We start from the raw sequence: 17,107 nt of genomic DNA on the forward strand, positions 1-17,107 counted from the left end.
GATGTCTGTTGGGGGCGCGCCGTTGCGCCCACGTCTCATGGCTTCATAGTGCCCGGCATAGGCGTGCGGTAGTAGAGGTCGCGCCGTTGTGAGGGCACAACCGTTGGTTGTGTGTGCCGGTTCACGTTTATTGGTTTGGCGCGCAGCGTGATTGCAGTAGCCTGCGGGTGTGACTGGGCCTTCGCTAGACGCCCGGGAGCGCTCCGCGCTGTGTGATCTTTTCGCCGGGCTCGGCCCGTCCGCTCCCACACTGATCGAGGGCTGGACCGCTCACGATCTGGCCGCCCATCTCGTGTTGCGGGAACACGACTTCGTCGCCGGCCCGTGCCTGGTGCTGCCGGGCCGCTTTCAACGGTTCGCCGAGCGGCGCCGGGCGGCATTGGCCCGGCGCACGGACTTCGCATCGCTCGTTGCGACGATCCGCTCCGGCCCGCCTGTCGGGTTCTTCCGTCTCGGCTGGGTTCGCGCGATGGCGAACCTCAACGAGTTCTTCGTCCATCACGAGGATCTGCGCCGGGCGAATGGGCTCGGGTCGCGCGGTCTGCCGCCCGAGCTGGACGCCGCGCTGTGGCGCAACGTGCGGCGCGGCGGTCGGTACCTGAGTCGGCGGCTTTCCGGTTGCGGTCTTGAGGTCTCCTGGCTCGGCACCGGCGAGCGGGCCACGGTGCGGCCGGGTTCACCGGTGGCCGTGCTGAGCGGCCGACCGGGTGAGCTGCTGCTGTACCTGTTTGGCCGCGTCGGCGCGGCGGAGGTCGAGGTGAGCGGACCGCCCGAGGCCGTCGCGGCGGTGCGTCGCACGCACTTCGGGATGTGAGGGGTCGCTCGGAGGCGGGCACTTCGGCATATCCCTCGAAGCGCCGGCGCGAATCCGTGCAGGAAACAGACGTCAGCTCAGATCGGCGGGCGTACCATCAGCTCACGCTCAACGACGAGCGGGGATGACATGACTCACACCCACACGGACTCGACCGACGTCGACAAATGGGACCGCGGTCTGACCGAGCACGTCGTCGCGCTGACCCGCCCGATCGTCAAGCACTATTTCCGCTCCGAGGTGCGGGGCCTGGACAACATCCCGGACGGGCCGTCGCTGGTGGTGGGCAACCATTCCGGCGGCCTGATGACGTTCGATCTCCCGGTGTTCGCCGTCGACTACTACGACACGTTCGGCTACGACCGGCCGCTGTACGCGCTGGGCTTCGACACCATCTTCGCCGGGCCCGCCGCTGATTTCTTCCGGCGCACCGGCGTCATCCGCGCGACGCGGGAGAACGCCGCCCAGGCGCTGGCCGCCGGGGCCGTCGTGCTGGTCTACCCGGGCGGTGACTTCGACGTCTACCGGTCGACCCTGCAGGAGAACACCATCGACTTCGACGGGCGAACCGGCTACATCAGCACGGCCGTCGAGGCCGACGTCCCGATCGTTCCCGCGGTCTCCATCGGCGGGCAGGAGAGCCAGCTGTTCTTGAGCCGCGGTCGGTGGCTGGCGCGTGCGCTTCGGCTCACCAAGTTCGAGCGCAAGCTGTTTCGCACGGACATCCTGCCGATCTCGTTCGGCTTTCCGTTCGGGCTCAGCGTGGTGGCGCCGGTCAACATGCCGTTGCCCACCAAGATCGTCACCGAGGTGTTGCGGCCCATCGAGATCGCCAAGTTCGCCGGCGCACACGACATCAAGTGGCTCGACGCGCACGTGCGGTGGGTGATGCGGAGGGGGCTCAGAGAACTTGCCGCCCAACGCCGTTACCCGGTGATCGGCTAAGCCCCTGCGAACACCACGTCGGGGTTGAGGATGCCCGCAGGGTCGAAGCTCTGCTTGATGCGGCGCATGAGGTCGACCTTGACGGGGTCTTCCAGCTCGAGGAAGTACGGGGTCTTCGCGCGGCCCAGGCCGTGTTCGCCCGAGATCGCGCCGCCCAATTCCATTGCCAGCGCAAAGATGTCGGTCATCAGCTTCTTGCGGGCGGCCGTGTCCTTGCAGAAGATGGCCAGGTGCACGTTGCCGTCGCCGGCGTGCCCGCAGCCCGCCGAGGCGCCACCGGCGGCCGCGGCCAGACCGCGCGCGGCGGACAGGAACTTCGGCATCGCGGAGCGGGGCACCACGGTGTCGATGATGTCGTCGGCGCCGATCGCCTTCGCCGTCCAAAACGCCTTCTCGCGCGCCTCGATCAGCTTGCGCGCCGAACCCCCTTCCAGCACATAGGCATCCACGGCGCCCAGTTCGGCCAGCAGTTCGCCGGCCTTCTCGACGTCCTCGTCCAGCCGGTCCGCGGTCCGGTTTTCCAGCGCCACAACAAGATAGGCGTCGCAGCTGTCGCGGACCGTGTCCGGAATGCCCAACTCCAGGTTCTGGGTATGCACGAGCGCGGCCATCGTCACGTTGTCGATGTATTCCAGGATGTAGGGCGCCAGGCCGCTGCCCACCACCTTGGGCACCGCGGCCATGACCTGGTCGAAGTCGGCGAACGGGGCGAGCACGGTCGCGGTGTGGTCGAGCCGCGGGTGCAGCTTGACGGTCACCTCGGTGGCCAGGGCGAGGGTGCCCTCGGAGCCGACGATGAGCTGCGTCAGGTCGTAGCCGGTGGAGATCTTGGCGATCTTGCCGCCGGTGCGGATGAGCTCGCCGGTGGGCAGCGCCGCCCGCAGCCCGAGCACGTTGTGGCGGGCGATGCCGTACTTGACCGCGTTCATGCCGCCGGCGTTGGTGCCGACGTTGCCGCCGACGCTGGAGGACAGCTCGCCGGGGTGGACCATGTAGCGCAGGCCGGTGTCGGCGGTCGCGGTTTCCAGCTCGGTGAGCGTCACCCCGGGTTGGACGACGGCGACCTGGTTGGTGGTGTCGACCTCGAGGACGGCGTTCATCCGCTCGAAGGAGATCAGCAGCCCGTCGGCCCTGGGGATCGCCCCGCCGGACAGGCCGGTTCCGGATCCGCGGGCCGTCACCGGGATGTTGTTGTCCGAAGCGGCCTTCAGCAGCTGCGAAACCGCTTCCGCGCTCGCCGGTTTGGCGACGTACGCCGGCCTCTGCGGCGGCTTGGTCAACACCTCGTCGTGCCAGTAGTCCTCGGGGATGGCGTCGCCGGTCAGCAGGTTGTGCTGGCCGACGATCTCGGCGAACCGCGCTGTCATGTCGCTCACAGTGATTCACTGTATGCCGCCGCGGCACCACACGAACATGACAGTGGCCCGACGCACGGTGTTCGTGTCGATGTAACGGGTCGTCACTCCTTGGTGCCGAATGCTGGTGGTGTACCGATAGGAAGGACTTCCATGAGTGTCGCGATGGTCGCCCCCGGTGCCGTCACCCAGCAGCGCGAGGGCGCGACGATCCACATAACGTTTTCAGGGCGATTCGGGTTTGGCATCGACCAGTGGGCGTACCTGCCATTCGAGGTGCCGGCGGGTGTGCACCGAATCCGTGTCGACACCGCGCATGACGGCTTCGCGGTGGGCGGGCCGGTCCGAAACGTGTTGGATCTAGGTGTCTTTGGCCCCGCCGGCCACGACGTGGGCAATGCGGCCGGGTTCCGTGGGTGGTCAGGGGGAGCGCGCGACGGCTTCGTGATCTCCGGCACGCACGCGACGCCTGGCTATCTTGCCGGCCCGATCGAGCCGGGTCGATGGGCGGTGGCGCTCGGCCCGGTGGTTCTGAGCCCGTGGGGGATGGCGTGGGACGCGCGCGTCGTCCTCGAGCGTGGGCGGGCCGCCCCGGCGGGTGACACCGTCGTCGCCGGTCCGGCGCCCTCGGCCCGCGGTGCCGGGTGGTACCGCGGGGATCTGCATCTGCACACCGTGCACTCCGACGGCCAGCGCCATCCCGGTGAGCTGGTCGAGGCCGCGCACTCGAGCGGACTGGACTTCATCGTGTCCACCGACCACAACACGAACTCCGCGAACCGGGTGTGGCCCGCATGCCGCACCGGTGGTCTGTTGGTGATTCCCGGCGAGGAGGTCACCACCAGGCATGGGCACTGGCTCGCGGTCGGCCTGCCGCCGCACGCCTGGGTCGACTGGCGATACGCGCCGCGTGACCGGGTGTTCGGGCGTTTCGCCGCCGACGTCCGCGACGCCGGCGGCTTGGTGGTTGCCGCCCATCCGGCCGCGCCGGTGCCCGGGTCGTTGTGGGAGTTCGGTTTTGGCGAGGTGGACGCGCTCGAGGTGTGGAACGGCCGGTGGAACCTCGATGATGAAGCGTCGCTTCGCATTTGGCAGCGGCTGCTGTCCGCGGGCCGGCGCGTCGCGGCGGTCGCCGGCAGTGACTCCCACACCCACGAGCAGCCGGTGGGTTCACCGCAGACCGTCGTGCATGCGCGTGAGTTGTCGGTACCCGCGATCATCGAGGGGCTGCGCTGCGGCCGCTCGTACATCGCCCGATCACGTGCCGTCACCGTGGAGTTCACCGCGTCGAGCCCGGACGCCGCCGACGTCGCCGGCCCCGGCCAGACACTGAAGGTTCCGCGCGAGACCCCGGTCACCGTCACGGCGATGGTCACGGGAGCACCCGGCACAACTGCCACCCTGATCACCGCGGCCGGTTGTGTGGGACGCGCGAGGGTCGGTGGGCCGGCGCGGACCATGCTGCGATGGGCACTCGACGCCGAGTCCGCGCGCTTCGCGCGGCTGGAGCTGCGCGACGCACAACGGCGTCCGCTCGGCGCGATGGTTGCGTTCACCAACCCGATCTGGCTGGCATGAGCGGGTGCGGCCGCGCGGCGGACCGCGAGCGTCGCCCTAGGTTTCGGCTGTGAGACGTTGGGCTATTCCTGAGTTTGCTGGCGGCGGCAACCGCAACAGCGGGGCAACAGCAAGGCGGGATCCAAACGAAGCTCCAACGGACTGACTATCTCCGCGCCCGGGCCACTGATGGAGTGCAGATTGCACCGGGCGGGGTTCTCGGCGACGGTCGGTACGAATTGCGCGGTGTCCTGGGCCGCGGGGCGATGGCCGAGGTGCGTGAGGGCTGGGATCGCAAGCTGGGCCGGCCCGTCGCCATCAAGCTGCTCTATCCCGGGGTGGCCGACCGGCCGGACAGCCGCTTGCGGTTCGACACCGAGGCGCGCGCTGCCGCGCGGCTGACCGGCCGGCACGTCGTGGTGGTCCACGACGTCGGCGAGCATCAGGGGTTGCCGTTCATCGTGATGGAGCGCCTGCCGGGGGTGTCGCTGGCCGACCACATCGCCCGCGGGCCGCTGCCCCCGGCGTTCGTGCACGCCGTCCTCGACGGCGTCCTCGACGCCCTGGCCGAGGCGCATCACGCCGGCATCCTGCACCGCGACGTCAAGCCGGGCAACATCCTGTTCACCGCCGCGGGCGAACCCAAGCTCGCCGATTTCGGCATCGCCAAGACGTCCGGCGCCGCCTACACCCGGGCGGGGGAAGTCGTCGGCAGCATGGCCTATCTGAGCCCCGAGCGACTGACGTCCAAGCCGGCCACCGCTGCCGACGACCTGTATGCCGTCCGACGACCTGTATGCCGTCGGCGTGGTGGGGTTCGAGGCGCTGACCGGGCGGCGGCCGTTCCCGCAGGAGGACCTGGGCGCCCTGGCGCACGCGATCCTGCACGACTCGCCGCCGCCGGTTGCGGCGCTGCGCCCGGACGTGCCACCGCCCCTTGCCGCCGCGATCGAACGGGCGATGGCCCGCGACCCGGCCCGGCGGTTCGACCAGGCCGGCACGATGCGCGCCGCGCTCGCGGGCCGTGCCGTCGCGGCGAGGTCCACCGGCACCCGGGTGATGGACGCCCCGGTCGTCGCGCCGCTCACCTACACATTCGTGGGCGCGCCGCCGGAGCCGGCCACGCCGCGGCGCAAGTGGTGGGTGGCGGCGATCGTCGCCGCGTTCGTGCTGGCCCTGCTCCTGTTGGCGATCGACCCGCCGTTCTCGGCGTCGCCGCCCACGCCGGTCAACACCACGACCACGCCGGCGCCCCCGCCCACGACGACGACCACCACACCCACCACGACGACGACGCTGCCGGCGCCACAGGGGCCGCCGCCGCACCCGGGCAAACACAAGGGCGGGCACGGCGGCTGACGCCTGATGTGGGATCGGTAGCCGGCCCGCCCAACTTCAACTGCGGCCTATTCTGGTGCCCGGTGCCGCCGCACGCATGAGCCGGCGCACGTTAGGTCGGCGGCGGATTGGGGAACCCGCCGGGCTGGACCTGTTGGACGTAGCGAAAGGACTGCCCATTGACCTCGCGGCTTGGCACCCGGTTCGGGCCCTACGAGCTGCGATCACTGATCGGGGCGGGCGCGACGGGCGAGGTCTACCGGGCACACGACACGGTGAGGGACCGGACGGTCGCGGTCAAGCTGTTGCCCGCCGCGATGTCCGCGGATCCCGGCTTCCAGCAACGGTTTCGGCGGGAATGCGCTGTTGCCGCAGGGTTGCGGGAGCCCCACGTCATCCCGATGCACGACTTCGGTGCGATTATCGGGGTTTTCTTCGTCGACATGCATCTGGTCGAGGGCGGCAGCCTCAAGGACCTGCTGCGCGAGCGGGGACCGCTGGAAGCGCCGCGGGCCGCGTCGATCGTCGCGCAGGTGGCGCGGGCGCTGGACGCCGCGCACGCCGCCGGGCTGGTGCACCTGGGTGTCCGGCCGGAACACGTGCTGCTGACTCCCGATCACTTCGCGTATCTGGTCGACTTCGGGATCGGGCACGCCGACCCGTCACGCGTCTACATGGCACCCGAGCGGTTCACCACCGGCCGCGTCGGGCCGCAGACCGACGTGTACTCCCTGGCGTGCCTGCTCTATGAGTGCCTCACCGGTCAGCCGCCGTTCGAGACCGCGGACCCCGACGAGCTGAAGACGGCGCACATGCTTTCGCCGGCGCCGCGGCCCAGCATCATGCGGCGCGGCGTGGGCCGGGCCTTCGACGACGTCGTCGCCCGCGGCATGGCCAAACAGCGCACGGCGCGGTTCGGCTCCGCGGGCGAACTCGCCCGCGCGGCCAGCGAGGCCGTGTCCGAGGTGTACGAGCCGGCGGCGGTCAGCGCTGCCGCGGCGCCGCTTCGCACCCGGCCGTTCGAGGCGGTCTATCCGAATCCCGACGACACGGGGGTCACCCCGTATCCGCCTGCTGACGCGCCCCCTTCGCCGCCGCATCGGCCGTTCGTCGGCCGCGGCCCGCTGGTGGCGGCCGGGGCGGCGGTGGCGCTGGTGATCGTCGGGCTGATCGTGGCGCTGGTCTCGGCTCTCAGTCAGGGCGGCGCGCCGCCGCCGCGGGCGGCTCAGGCGCCATCACCCGCGCCGTCCAGCACGCCGCCGCCGAAGACGCCGGCGCTGTCGGCTCCGGTGCGGGGCGCCGACGGGTTGGGGTTCGTCGGCGAGACCGCCCGCTGCGACCCGGGGAATCCGCCGGCGGCCGTGGTGCGGACCGCCAAGTCGCTGGCCGTGGTGTGTGAAAACCTCAGCGGCAGTTACTACTACCGCGGCGAACGGATCAGCGACGGCGCGCACATCGAGCTGTCGAACGCCGAGCGCGCGGGGGACGGGTTCGACGTCACCAATCCGTTGAACGGTGTGCGCTACGAGGTGCGCCCGGATCGGCTGCGGATCATCAGCTTTGGGCACGTCGATTCGTCGGAGCCGGTGTTGCAGTACGCGACAGCGTCCTGATCACCACGGCCGCAACGTCCACCCGACAAGGGGACCTTGTCCTCTGGCCGTATCCCGGTTGTGGATGGAGACTCGGGTACCTGCAGGTCGTGGAGGTGCAAGGTGGCAGAGCGACGCCGGCTGGGCATCCAGGACGCCCTGTGGCTGGAGATGGACCGCCCCAACAACCTCATGGTCGTCGACACGGTGGTCTGGACGGCCGATCCGCTCGACTGGGGCCGGGTGCGTCAGGTCATCGATGAGCGGCTCACCAACCGTTATCCCGTGTTCCGCAGCCTGGCGGTCCAGGACTCCGACGGCTCGTGGTGGTGGGAGGTCGACGAGAACTTCGACTTCGGGCAGCACGTCACGATCGTGGACCTCGAGGACCCCGACGACCGCCGCGAGTTGCAGGCATTGGTGGCCAGCCACCACACCGAAATGCTCGACCGCAAAAAGCCACTCTGGAAAGGCATTTGGGTGAACCGCTACCGGAAGGGTAGCGCGATGATCATGCGGACCCACCACGCCGTCGCCGACGGCATGCGCATGGTCGAGCTGGCGATGAGCCTGTTCGACGCGTCGCCCGAAGGTGGGCCCATCCGCGGTCCCGACGTCGTGCAGCACGCGGCGCGGCCCCACCCGCCGGGGCGGCCGATGAAGGACCGGCTGCGGGCCGCGGCGGTACGGGTGGCGGGCACGGCGCGGCGCGCGAGATCGGTCGTCGATGAGATGCTGGACGACCCGGTCGGACGGGGGACGGACATGGCTGAAGGGGTCGTGAGGGTCACCGCCGGATTGCCTCGAATTCTTGCTCGTGCCAACGACTTCGGTCGCTTGGCGTTGGAGAACCCGGTGGGGGCCGGCCACACGATCACGATGTCGGCGCGGGCGACGGTGTCCGACGTCGCCGAGTCCGTCCGCTCCACCATGCGGGCGGCGGTGCCCGGCAGTGGCGCGCTGGTCGACGTGTTCTCGTCCGCGCCCGGTGACGTGGACACGGTCCGCAAACTGCTGATCGGCACCCGCAACGACGCGACCCTGTGGACGGGGGCCGCAGGCCTCGACAAAGCGGTGGCATGGTCGGAGCCGATCCCGCTGGCCAAAGTGAAGGCCGTCGCCAAGGCGAACCGGTGCACGGTCAACGACGTGCTGGTGACGTGTGTGGCCGGAGCGTTGCACGACTACCTCGAGGCCCAACACGCCCGCTGCTCCGCGGTGACCTTCATGGTGCCGGTCAACCTCAAGCCGGTCGACGTGACGCTGCCCGACAATCTGGGAAATGAATTCGCCCTCGTACAACTCGAACTGCCGACCGACGAACCCGATGCCCTGCGAGTGCTGGCCGTGGCCAAACGGCGGATGAACCGGATCAAGCACGGCCACGAGGCGGCCGTGGCGTTTCGCCTGCAGGAGACCATCGCCGGGTTCAACAGGCAGCTCTATGAAGCGTCGGTGGGCCTGTTCACCGACCGCACGATCGGCACGCTCACGAACGTGCCCGGCCCGCCGATGCCGGTGTACCTGGCCGGCAGCAAGGTGGAGGGCATCGTCGGGTGGGCGCCCGTTTCGGGCAACCAGCCCATGAGCTTCGGCATCTTTACCTACAACGGTGACGTGACCGTGGGCATCGCCTGTGACAAAACCCTTGTGCCCGAACATGAGGCGATCGTCGAAGGCTTTACCGACGCCTTCGACCGGTTGTTGGCGGCGACTCCTCGGCCAGGCCCGACTGCACGAGCGCGTCGTCGATGAAGCGCTGCACCGGCCGCGAGCGGAAGAATCCGGTGTGACCGCCTGGGTACCATTGGATTTCGGGTTTGTCCCAGTGCTCCCAGAGCCGGGTGACCTGGTCGCGTGGGTGCACCAGCCGGTCGGCGAGGCCGGCGTAGATGAAGCGGCCCTTTTTCGGCACGCGCGGGGTTAACGCCAGCGGGGAGATCATCCGGCCGAGGGGTTTGGCCGTGTCCATCGTGTGGCGCAGGGCGGCGTGGCCGCTGAGGCCGGCGTGGCGTCCGACCAGGTTCACCAGGTCGACGGCCGGTACGCCCAGGATCGCGCAGGTGAGGCCGTCGTCGAGGCTGGCGATCAGCGACGAGATCAGGCCGCCGAGGGAGATGCCGTTGACCCCGATCGCCGCGTCGGGCTGCTCCGCGCGGATCCAGGTGATGAGGCGCCGGATGTCCCAGACCGCCTGGGCGGCGCCATGCACGTCGTCGAGCACGTCCTCACTGGGGAATTTCGGGCCGCTTGCTCGGGGGCCGTGCAGGGGAAGCACGGGGAGCGCGACGTTCAGGCCGAGATCTCGGTAGAGGTGCCAGGCATGAAACAGCATGGGGTCCAGGGCGGCGCGTCCCATCTCGGCGCCGTGGATACAGATCAGCCAGGGCCGCGGCCGGCGGTGCCGGAACATCAGGGCGTACTCGCGGTTGTTGCGGGTGTAGCTGCGCCACCGGCCCCGGCCGGGTTCGCCGTCGTGGGGCTCGTAGTCGCTGTCGAAGGACAGCCGCTCGTAGTTGCGTCCCATCCTGCTGACGCGTTTGACCGTGACGTCGGTGGGAGGCGGGGGCGGGGCGAAGAACCCCTCGGGATTGTCGAGCCAGCCCTTGTCGCCATAGAACTCTTGTGCCGCAACGGTTTCTGTGTCGATTCGTTCGAGCGTTGCCGCGTCGGGGGCTCCACGCAGCAGGCTGAAGCCGCTCAGCAGGATTTCGTCGCGGAATGCCTGCGCCGCGAGCGCGATGGTGGGCCGGGCCACCGGTAGCTCGTCGGGCTGACGATCCAGGTAGGTGCCCCAGGAGCGGGCGTAGAAGCCGCCGGTGCGGGTGAATGGCCCGAGCAGGTGCGTGATCGGGTTGGCGGTTTCTGGCATCTAGCCTCGCTTTGCCCCGGGGGTGAAGGTGACCGGCAGCGTGCCGAGCCCGGTCATGCTGGGGTTGCCCAGGTATTGGTGGACGTTGTCGATATCGACTCGGTAGTCGGGGATGCAGTCGAGGACGGCCTTCACCATGACCTCGGCCATGAGGCGCGCGAGGTGTGAGCCGATGCAGCGGTGCGGCCCGAGCCCGAACGCGACGTGACGGTTGGGCGCGCGGTCCAGGATGACCTCGTCGGGCTTCGGGAATTCTTTCTCGTCGTGGTTGGCCGACAGCCAGCTGATGACGACCCTGTCGTTCTTTCGCAGGCGTTGGCCGTCGAGTTCGACGTCGTGAGTGACTGTGCGGCTGAGGGTTTGGTTGACCGAGAAGTAGCGCAGGAATTCGTCGGTGGCGGTGCGGTAGAGCTCGGGGTGGTCGATGAGTTGTCGCCTCAGGTCCGGGTGGGTGCCCAGGTGGTGGAGTGTGAGCGCGGTCTGGGAGGTGGTGGTGTCGACGCCGCCGCCGATGAGGTTCCACAGGATGTTGAGCAGCTGTTCGTCGGTGAGGCGGTGGCCGTCGAACTCGAACTGAAACAGAAAGCTGGTCAGGTCGTCTGTCGGTTTGGCCCGCCTGCCGGCCGCGTACTCGAGGACTTCTTCCATCATCTTCGGGACTTTGGCGATGGCGTCGAGGTACTCCGGGCTGTCTTGCGGGACGGCCATGACGGAGTGGAAGAGGTGGGCGTAGAGGTGCCAGTTGTCGAGGGGCAGGCCCATTAGCTTCATGGTGAGGATGGCCGGGACCGGGCTGGCGTAGTCGAGGACGAGGTCCATGCGGCCGTCTTCGATCTTGTGGTCGAGGAACTCATGCGCCTTGTGTTCCATGAAGGGCTTGAGTTTCTGGACTGCGCCGGGGGAGAAGAACGGGGCCAGCGCGTGGCGCAGGGCCTGGTGGTAGGGGCCGTCGACCTCGCCGATGCCCAGGGCCGGCTGGCCTTCCGGGCGCGGGACGCCCATCTCGCCCTGGTAGTCCACGCCGTCTTCCGAGTTGGGCTCGTACTTGGGGGCGAAGGTTTCGCCGTCTCTGGCCGTGCGGCTGACCGCGTCGTAGCTGCTGAGGAACCAGAACCCGCCGTAGTTCTCGTTCCAGGCGACCGGGCACTTCTGTCGCAGCTCGGCGTTGACGGCGTTTTCGTCGAGGTTGAACGCGTCGGAGTGATGGTCGAAGTCGACGATGGCGTCTTCGGCGACGTCGGGACGGGTTGTCATTTGGTTGGTCCTCCACCGCGACCGAGGTGCTTTTTACACTATCTTTGCATTATTGCGCGCCCGAGAAAGGCCACGATGATTAGTCACCGGACGACCTTCAACCATGTCGGATTGTGCGTCTCCGATCGCGAGCGGTCGCGGCGGTTCTACGAAAATGTGCTCGGGTTCCAGTTCTGGTGGGAGCTCGATCCGCCAGACGGCCCGACGTCCAAGCTGGTGCAGCTGCCCGAGCCACTCGGCGTGCACGCGACCTATCTGGTGCGGGATGGCTTCGTGCTCGAGTTAATGGACTACTCGAGGCGCCAGGTTCAGGCCGGGTCCGAGCGCGTGATGGATCAGATTGGGCTGACGCATATTTCGTTCTCGGTGTCTGATCTTCCTGGCGCGTTGGAGAAGGTTGTCGAGTTTGGGGGTGCCGTGGTCGACGGGACCGTGACCGAGGCGATGGCGATGATTCGGGATCCGGACGGGCAGTTGCTGGAGTTGCTTGCGGAGGGGTGGTTGTCGGCATTGCCGCCTCGGCCGTAGGGGGTCTCCGTAGGGTCGTCTTAGTGTGGCCGCTGGCAATGCCGTCATATTGCGTTGGGTTCGAGCCGCGCACCACTTCACCCTCTGGCAGGGCTGCGCCAGGTCCCGACGGCGATCGGTTTACATCGTACAGACTCGGGAGCAGCTCATTGTGCTCGACGTTAGACCTGCCTGGCGAAGACCGACGGCCCGCCGCCCTCCACGGACACCGTCGACATCGACCACTTCAGCCCATCCCGCAACCGTTGGTCGCCATGCTGTAGTCCGGCTGCCGGTGCTGTCGGGTGATCCCGATCATTCGCGAACATGTCTTTAACATGGCCGTCAGCATCGACAGTCGAGACGACCGTCGAGATTCGACGACGGCCTGGTGGTTCGACGCCGGTGGACTCGTCAGCGGATTGGTGCCGCCAGAGTCTGACCCTGGCAATGGTGTCGGTGGTCGCGAGTAGTGTCGGCCGCAGAAAGGGCGACGAGGGGCCATGAATCGGACGGTGCAGTACTGGCGACTAATTCAACCTGACGGTTCGTCACTGCCAGGCAGGTTTCCAACGCAGCGGGTACTGCAGCAGCTGGCGCGCGCCGCGCAGGAAGGGCTCGACCGCCATCGGCGCTGCAGAGACGGAATGGTGCTCATTGCCCACGGCGTGGCCGATAGGAACAAGCACATACTCATCCTCGACAAGGTGCGCCGCGAGAACCTCCCCAGCGTTGGGAATCGGGAGGGCGTACGGCGTGCCATCGGCTTGGCCGAAGGGGAGGGTCTACTTGAACCGACGTATTGCGTCTTCGCAGAGCGCAATATTGTGGCGATGCTGACGAGCGGCAATGGGCCGCGTGCCCGACGCGTCGTCGATTATCTGAGGGCAAAACTCAATATTGATGTCGGGATCGAGCCGGTGCTCACCCAGAATCTCGATCAGGTGCTCAACGATATGAGCGTCTCTGGAATCGACGTTGCGATCCCGGTAAGCCGGATCACCCGCGATCTGGTCGGCGGCGACTGGGTGCAGGCTCTCGACGGAGCCCGTCTACTTGCGCATGATGGAGTCGTTCGGATCGGTATGTCCGTTGGCCGCCGAGGGACGCGGGCCCACAAAGACGGTATCCGTCAGCGTTTTGTGGAGCTCATTCAGAACCTCCGTGGATCAGGCGCGTTGTCCGAGTTCAACAGTGCGCGTGTTCACGGAACGATCGCGGGCGCACCGCGGTCAGTCGACCTCCTTGAAGACCAGTTCGTTGAGAAAACCGAGGTCGATGCGGACCGATTGAACGATCCGGAGCGCTCGACTGAGTATGCGAGGGAACTGCTTCGGGCGTCACTGACGCGCAACCGTGATTATCTATTCTCTGTTGTGGAAGAAGTGCCCGATGAGCAGGTTTCGTTCGCAGATGTTTTTATCGAGACGCCTGACGATGAGCACAACTGATCGCGCGCTTACCCAATTCAGTTTCTTCGAACGTGCGCAGCATTATTGGATTCGCCACCGATGCGTTGACTGGCTCATCGGTGTGGCTGCTGTCGGTATCTGGATCGGGCTCGGGAAAGCAGGGTGGATTCCACACGCGCTGACCGACATTCCACACGATACGCGCCGTGCGCTATATCAGATCCTGGGAACAGTCGCCGCCACAATGGGAGGGTTCACCCTCACCAGCGTGTCGATTCTCGTCAACCTGCTCCGGACGCCGTTGACGACCGTCGATAGGTTGCTGCCCGCAGAAGACAAACGTCGTGTCGGTGCAGTTTTTCTGTCGGTTCTGCCGGCCCTTCTGCTGCTCTTCGTTGGCGCGCTCGTCGCAATCGCGACTGATGCAAACCTTGACCGTGGCTATTGGTGGATGCAGTTGGTGATGGTCGGCCTAGCGGTTGCTGCAATCATGTCGATCGGGCGAGTTGTTTGGGTTCTCGGGCGGCTTCTTGCGTTGTCTTCTGACGCATAGAAGTCGCCCGCACTCGCCTTACGCTCATCGGCAGCAATGAGCGTTCATGCCGTTCTGCCGTTGTGTGTGAACATGATCCATTCGAGCCGTGCCGCCGTCATCGGCTGTGGCAGCTGCGCTGCCCACCGGTGCATGGCTAGTAGGTACGCGATATATCGCTGGCGATCGTTGTGAATGTCAGTCAACCGATTCAGCCAGACGTCGAGCGTCTTGTGCAGGGTGGCACGAACCCTGCTATCGAGTATCAGTGGCTGCCATTCGCGATCGGGAACAGAGCCTGCGAAGGCGAACCACTTCGTGAAGAAGGGTTCGCCGATGCCAGTTAACGCGAAGCGGCGATGCACGTCCGCGATGGCCGGGTCGTTCACGTGCTGTATCGAGCGCAATGCTGCTGCGGATTCTCGAAGGGCCGTCGCGGCAACACCGACGTCTTGGAGCGCCATTTTGGTGTTCCGGAGTGACCGGCTGTTTCTAGTGCCTGACCCCCAGACCATGACGAGAACGAATGCTGTTACAACCGCGTCGTTGTCCCCCAAGTCAAGCGAGTTGCAGACTTGTGCAACCGCATCACGCGTGACTTCGCGGTCACCGAGCTTACGAAATCGCTCACTATTTGGCTCGCTCGTGATAGTGGGGTCGCATAACAAGCGCATCGGCTGGTCAGAGATGTTGGCGAGGGCCACGCCCCATGACGGCGCCCGGAATCGCACCGGCGCCGGAGCCTTGCCCGCGTACATGTCAACGAGAGCGGGCAATTTGGCTGGGAGGGCGAAGCTGTGGTCGGAGCTCACGGCAGCAGACTCTCATGCAGCAGCGACACGACGGTGAACCACCGAAGATTCGCAAATTTCAGATTCCCATCTCGGGATCGGTACTGCTCTGACCTGGAAGGTGGTCGACGACGTCGCCAGCGCCGCCTACTCGGCATATCGCGAGCGTCTCGATACGAGAAGGGCGGCGACGACGTGGAATCCGTCATCGGTGACGCTGAGAGGGATGGGTTCGGCGCCGATGGCGGCGAGGAGGCGGTGATCGATGTTATCGGCATCCTCGAATCTGAAGGTATGTTCTCACAGAGGGCGACGCGACCGAGACAGAAGTCGACAGGGCCGACTAGCAAAGGCGCATTCCGGTGCAGTGCTCTATTCCTCTACGAACTTGGAGATTGGCCCTCTGAGCGTGTTCCAGGCGGCACCTCAAGTCCATAGGCCCACAACGCGCGAAGGTCGAGCAGCCATTCGTGCATGCTGCGACGTCTCCACACCTCGAGGGCATAAGTGATGTGACGCTCCGCTTCTGCATTGCTCCAGTGGTTTACGCGTGCAAGCTGAGCAAGCGCGGCTCGCGACTGTCCGCGCATCGAAGTAGACCCGAAATGCTTTACCTGGTGACACGCCGGGCACAATGCGATTAGCCGGACCAGGCGCTGCACGTGCGTTTCATCGTCGTAGTCCCACACCTCATGGCATTCGACTGCGTGACGGCGACCTTGACGTCCGCAGATCTCGCAACAGTTTTCGGCGCTCAGCGCGACTTGGCGGCGGAGCTTGTCCCAATCAGATCGCGACATCAGAGCGCGCAGGTTTGCACCCCAAGAGCTCGTCGGCACGAGCTCAACCGTGAGGCGCGGTTCCGAGCGACCCTGCCCTAAGCGCGAATCATCTTCCTTTGTCATCCCGATCGAAGACGCGATAGTCGTTGAGCTATATCGTCCCACGGCAAGTCACCAGTGAGATGGCTCCACGAGAGTCGCAGTGCCTCGTTGATTCGCTGTTCGGGGAGTTCGGCAGCAACTAGGACGTGGCTAGGTTCGTAGCTCTGAGAGGTGCACGCGGAGCCGTTGGAGACGGCGATGACATCCTTTAGAGCGACGATCGCCGCCTCGGCATCGACACCAGGTACCGAGAAGTTGAGCGTGTGCGGGACAGTCCGCGCCTCGTCGCCGTTGAGCTCAATCCCCAAGGGGGCCAACGCGGCGAGCGCATCCTGCCTAATTGCGGTGGTGCGTTCTACGCGCGAAGCATACTCCGTGAGCGCGAGCTCTGACGCCAGCCCAAGCCCCGCAATCAGCGCGACCGGTAGCGTGCCAGGCCGAAGCCCGCGTTCCTGTCCACCGCCGAACATGATTGGTTCCAAGGGAATCCGTCTGAACCGCCTGCGTTTCGCGACCAATGCTCCGATTCCCTTGGGCGCGAAGATCTTGTGGCCGGAGGCGCTCAGCAAGTCGATTCGCGGAGAACGAAGGGGTTCGATGAGCTTTCCGAAGGCTTGGGCAGCGTCGACATGGAAGTAGGCGTCATGTTGTTCCAGAACTGCTGCGATTTCAAGGATCGGTTGGATGACGCCAGTCTCGTTGTTTGAGCCCATCACGGAAACCAGCAGGGTGTCCGGTCTCACCGCGTTGGCAATCGCAGCCGGATCCACCCATCCGCCCTTCGTTGGCGGCACCAAGGTGACTTCAAAACCGCGGTCGGCGAGCACGGCGAGGGGTTCGAGCACAGCCTTGTGTTCGATCTGGGTTGAGACGATGTGCCGCCGACCGGACCTGTCGCCTGACGGCGCCAACCCGAGGATCGCCAGGTTGTTGCTCTCGGTTGCGCCGCTGGTGAAGGTCACCTCGTCCGGTCGACAATCGACGACGGCCGCGACCTGCTCGCGGGCGCGCGCCACGCGTTCTTTAGCAAGCTGCCCGTACGTGTGGGTGCGACTACCTGGATTGCCAAACTCGCGGACCATATAGGTCATGACCTCGGCGAATACGCGCGGGTCTACGGGCGTCGTGGCGTTGAAATCCAGGTAGGCGGGGCGGCGGTCAGCCACATCGTCATCAAAAATGTCAGACGGCGCGCCTACGTTCATGGGCAACACCGTACGCGTAGGTTCGGACATATGTTTGGAGGATCGCCCC

At 66.5% G+C, this 17,107-nt stretch carries 14 protein-coding genes and 1 pseudogene; 10 read left to right on the forward strand and 5 right to left on the reverse strand.

Annotated elements, in window-relative coordinates; translation table 11 throughout:
* Window positions 1-169: 169 nt before the first annotated feature.
* Together C1737_RS03160 and C1737_RS03165 are read left to right on the forward strand one after the other, a co-directional pair.
* Entirely contained in the window at window positions 170-814 is a 645-nt protein-coding gene (locus tag C1737_RS03160) for a TIGR03085 family metal-binding protein (protein ID WP_102417201.1), read from the forward strand.
* 129 nt (window positions 815-943) lie between these two features.
* Window positions 944-1,759: a 1-acyl-sn-glycerol-3-phosphate acyltransferase gene (locus tag C1737_RS03165; protein WP_102417202.1), complete on the forward strand. Its 816-nt coding sequence runs from the start codon at window positions 944-946 to the stop codon at window positions 1,757-1,759.
* Here the strand turns inward: C1737_RS03165 and C1737_RS03170 are convergent.
* Entirely contained in the window at window positions 1,756-3,135 is a 1,380-nt protein-coding gene (locus tag C1737_RS03170; protein ID WP_102417203.1) for an FAD-binding oxidoreductase, read from the reverse strand. The genes C1737_RS03165 and C1737_RS03170 overlap by 4 nt on opposite strands.
* A gap of 132 nt (window positions 3,136-3,267) precedes the next feature.
* On the opposite strand from C1737_RS03170, the gene C1737_RS03175 reads away from it, so the two are divergent.
* From C1737_RS03175 to C1737_RS03190, 5 genes and pseudogenes are all read left to right on the forward strand, one after another.
* Window positions 3,268-4,692, forward strand: a complete 1,425-nt coding sequence (locus tag C1737_RS03175) for a CehA/McbA family metallohydrolase (RefSeq protein WP_102417204.1) — start codon at window positions 3,268-3,270, stop codon at window positions 4,690-4,692.
* Between the two features lie 245 nt (window positions 4,693-4,937).
* Window positions 4,938-5,396: pseudogene (locus tag C1737_RS27480) on the forward strand (serine/threonine-protein kinase); the annotation flags it as partial.
* Window positions 5,397-5,448: 52 nt separating this feature from the next.
* Complete coding sequence (locus tag C1737_RS27485) at window positions 5,449-6,030, forward strand: hypothetical protein (RefSeq protein ID WP_369807520.1); 582 nt, start codon at window positions 5,449-5,451, stop codon at window positions 6,028-6,030.
* Between the two features lie 158 nt (window positions 6,031-6,188).
* Complete coding sequence (locus C1737_RS03185) at window positions 6,189-7,622, forward strand: serine/threonine-protein kinase (RefSeq protein ID WP_102417205.1); 1,434 nt, start codon at window positions 6,189-6,191, stop codon at window positions 7,620-7,622.
* Between the two features lie 102 nt (window positions 7,623-7,724).
* Entirely contained in the window at window positions 7,725-9,356 is a 1,632-nt protein-coding gene (locus tag C1737_RS03190; RefSeq protein WP_102417206.1) for a WS/DGAT domain-containing protein, read from the forward strand.
* On the opposite strand, the gene C1737_RS03195 is transcribed toward C1737_RS03190, so the two are convergent.
* Both C1737_RS03195 and C1737_RS03200 read right to left on the reverse strand, forming a co-directional pair.
* Window positions 9,283-10,473: a S9 family peptidase gene (locus C1737_RS03195; RefSeq protein ID WP_102417207.1), complete on the reverse strand. Its 1,191-nt coding sequence runs from the start codon at window positions 10,471-10,473 to the stop codon at window positions 9,283-9,285. The genes C1737_RS03190 and C1737_RS03195 overlap by 74 nt on opposite strands.
* Window positions 10,474-11,727, reverse strand: a complete 1,254-nt coding sequence (locus tag C1737_RS03200; protein WP_102417208.1) for a cytochrome P450 — start codon at window positions 11,725-11,727, stop codon at window positions 10,474-10,476.
* Window positions 11,728-11,802: 75 nt separating this feature from the next.
* Between C1737_RS03200 and C1737_RS03205 the strand changes: the two genes are divergently transcribed.
* From C1737_RS03205 to C1737_RS26670, 3 genes are all read left to right on the forward strand, one after another.
* Window positions 11,803-12,255 (forward strand): VOC family protein, encoded by a 453-nt coding sequence (locus C1737_RS03205; RefSeq protein ID WP_102417209.1) that lies wholly within the window; start codon window positions 11,803-11,805, stop codon window positions 12,253-12,255.
* A gap of 482 nt (window positions 12,256-12,737) precedes the next feature.
* Entirely contained in the window at window positions 12,738-13,685 is a 948-nt protein-coding gene (locus tag C1737_RS03210) for an oxidoreductase (protein WP_102417210.1), read from the forward strand.
* Entirely contained in the window at window positions 13,672-14,199 is a 528-nt protein-coding gene (locus C1737_RS26670) for a hypothetical protein (protein ID WP_102417211.1), read from the forward strand. The genes C1737_RS03210 and C1737_RS26670 overlap by 14 nt, the downstream gene beginning before the upstream one ends.
* Before the next feature lie 44 nt (window positions 14,200-14,243).
* Here C1737_RS26670 and C1737_RS03220 read toward each other — a convergent pair whose 3' ends face one another.
* Window positions 14,244-14,990: a hypothetical protein gene (locus C1737_RS03220; protein WP_102417212.1), complete on the reverse strand. Its 747-nt coding sequence runs from the start codon at window positions 14,988-14,990 to the stop codon at window positions 14,244-14,246.
* An 880-nt stretch (window positions 14,991-15,870) separates the two neighbouring features.
* Window positions 15,871-17,058 (reverse strand): cysteine desulfurase DndA, encoded by a 1,188-nt coding sequence (dndA, locus tag C1737_RS03225; protein WP_102417213.1) that lies wholly within the window; start codon window positions 17,056-17,058, stop codon window positions 15,871-15,873.
* Window positions 17,059-17,107 lie beyond the last annotated feature (49 nt).

It is taken from the genome of Mycobacterium sp. 4858 (assembly GCF_900240975.1).
Classification (GTDB): Bacteria; Actinomycetota; Actinomycetes; order Mycobacteriales; family Mycobacteriaceae; genus Mycobacterium.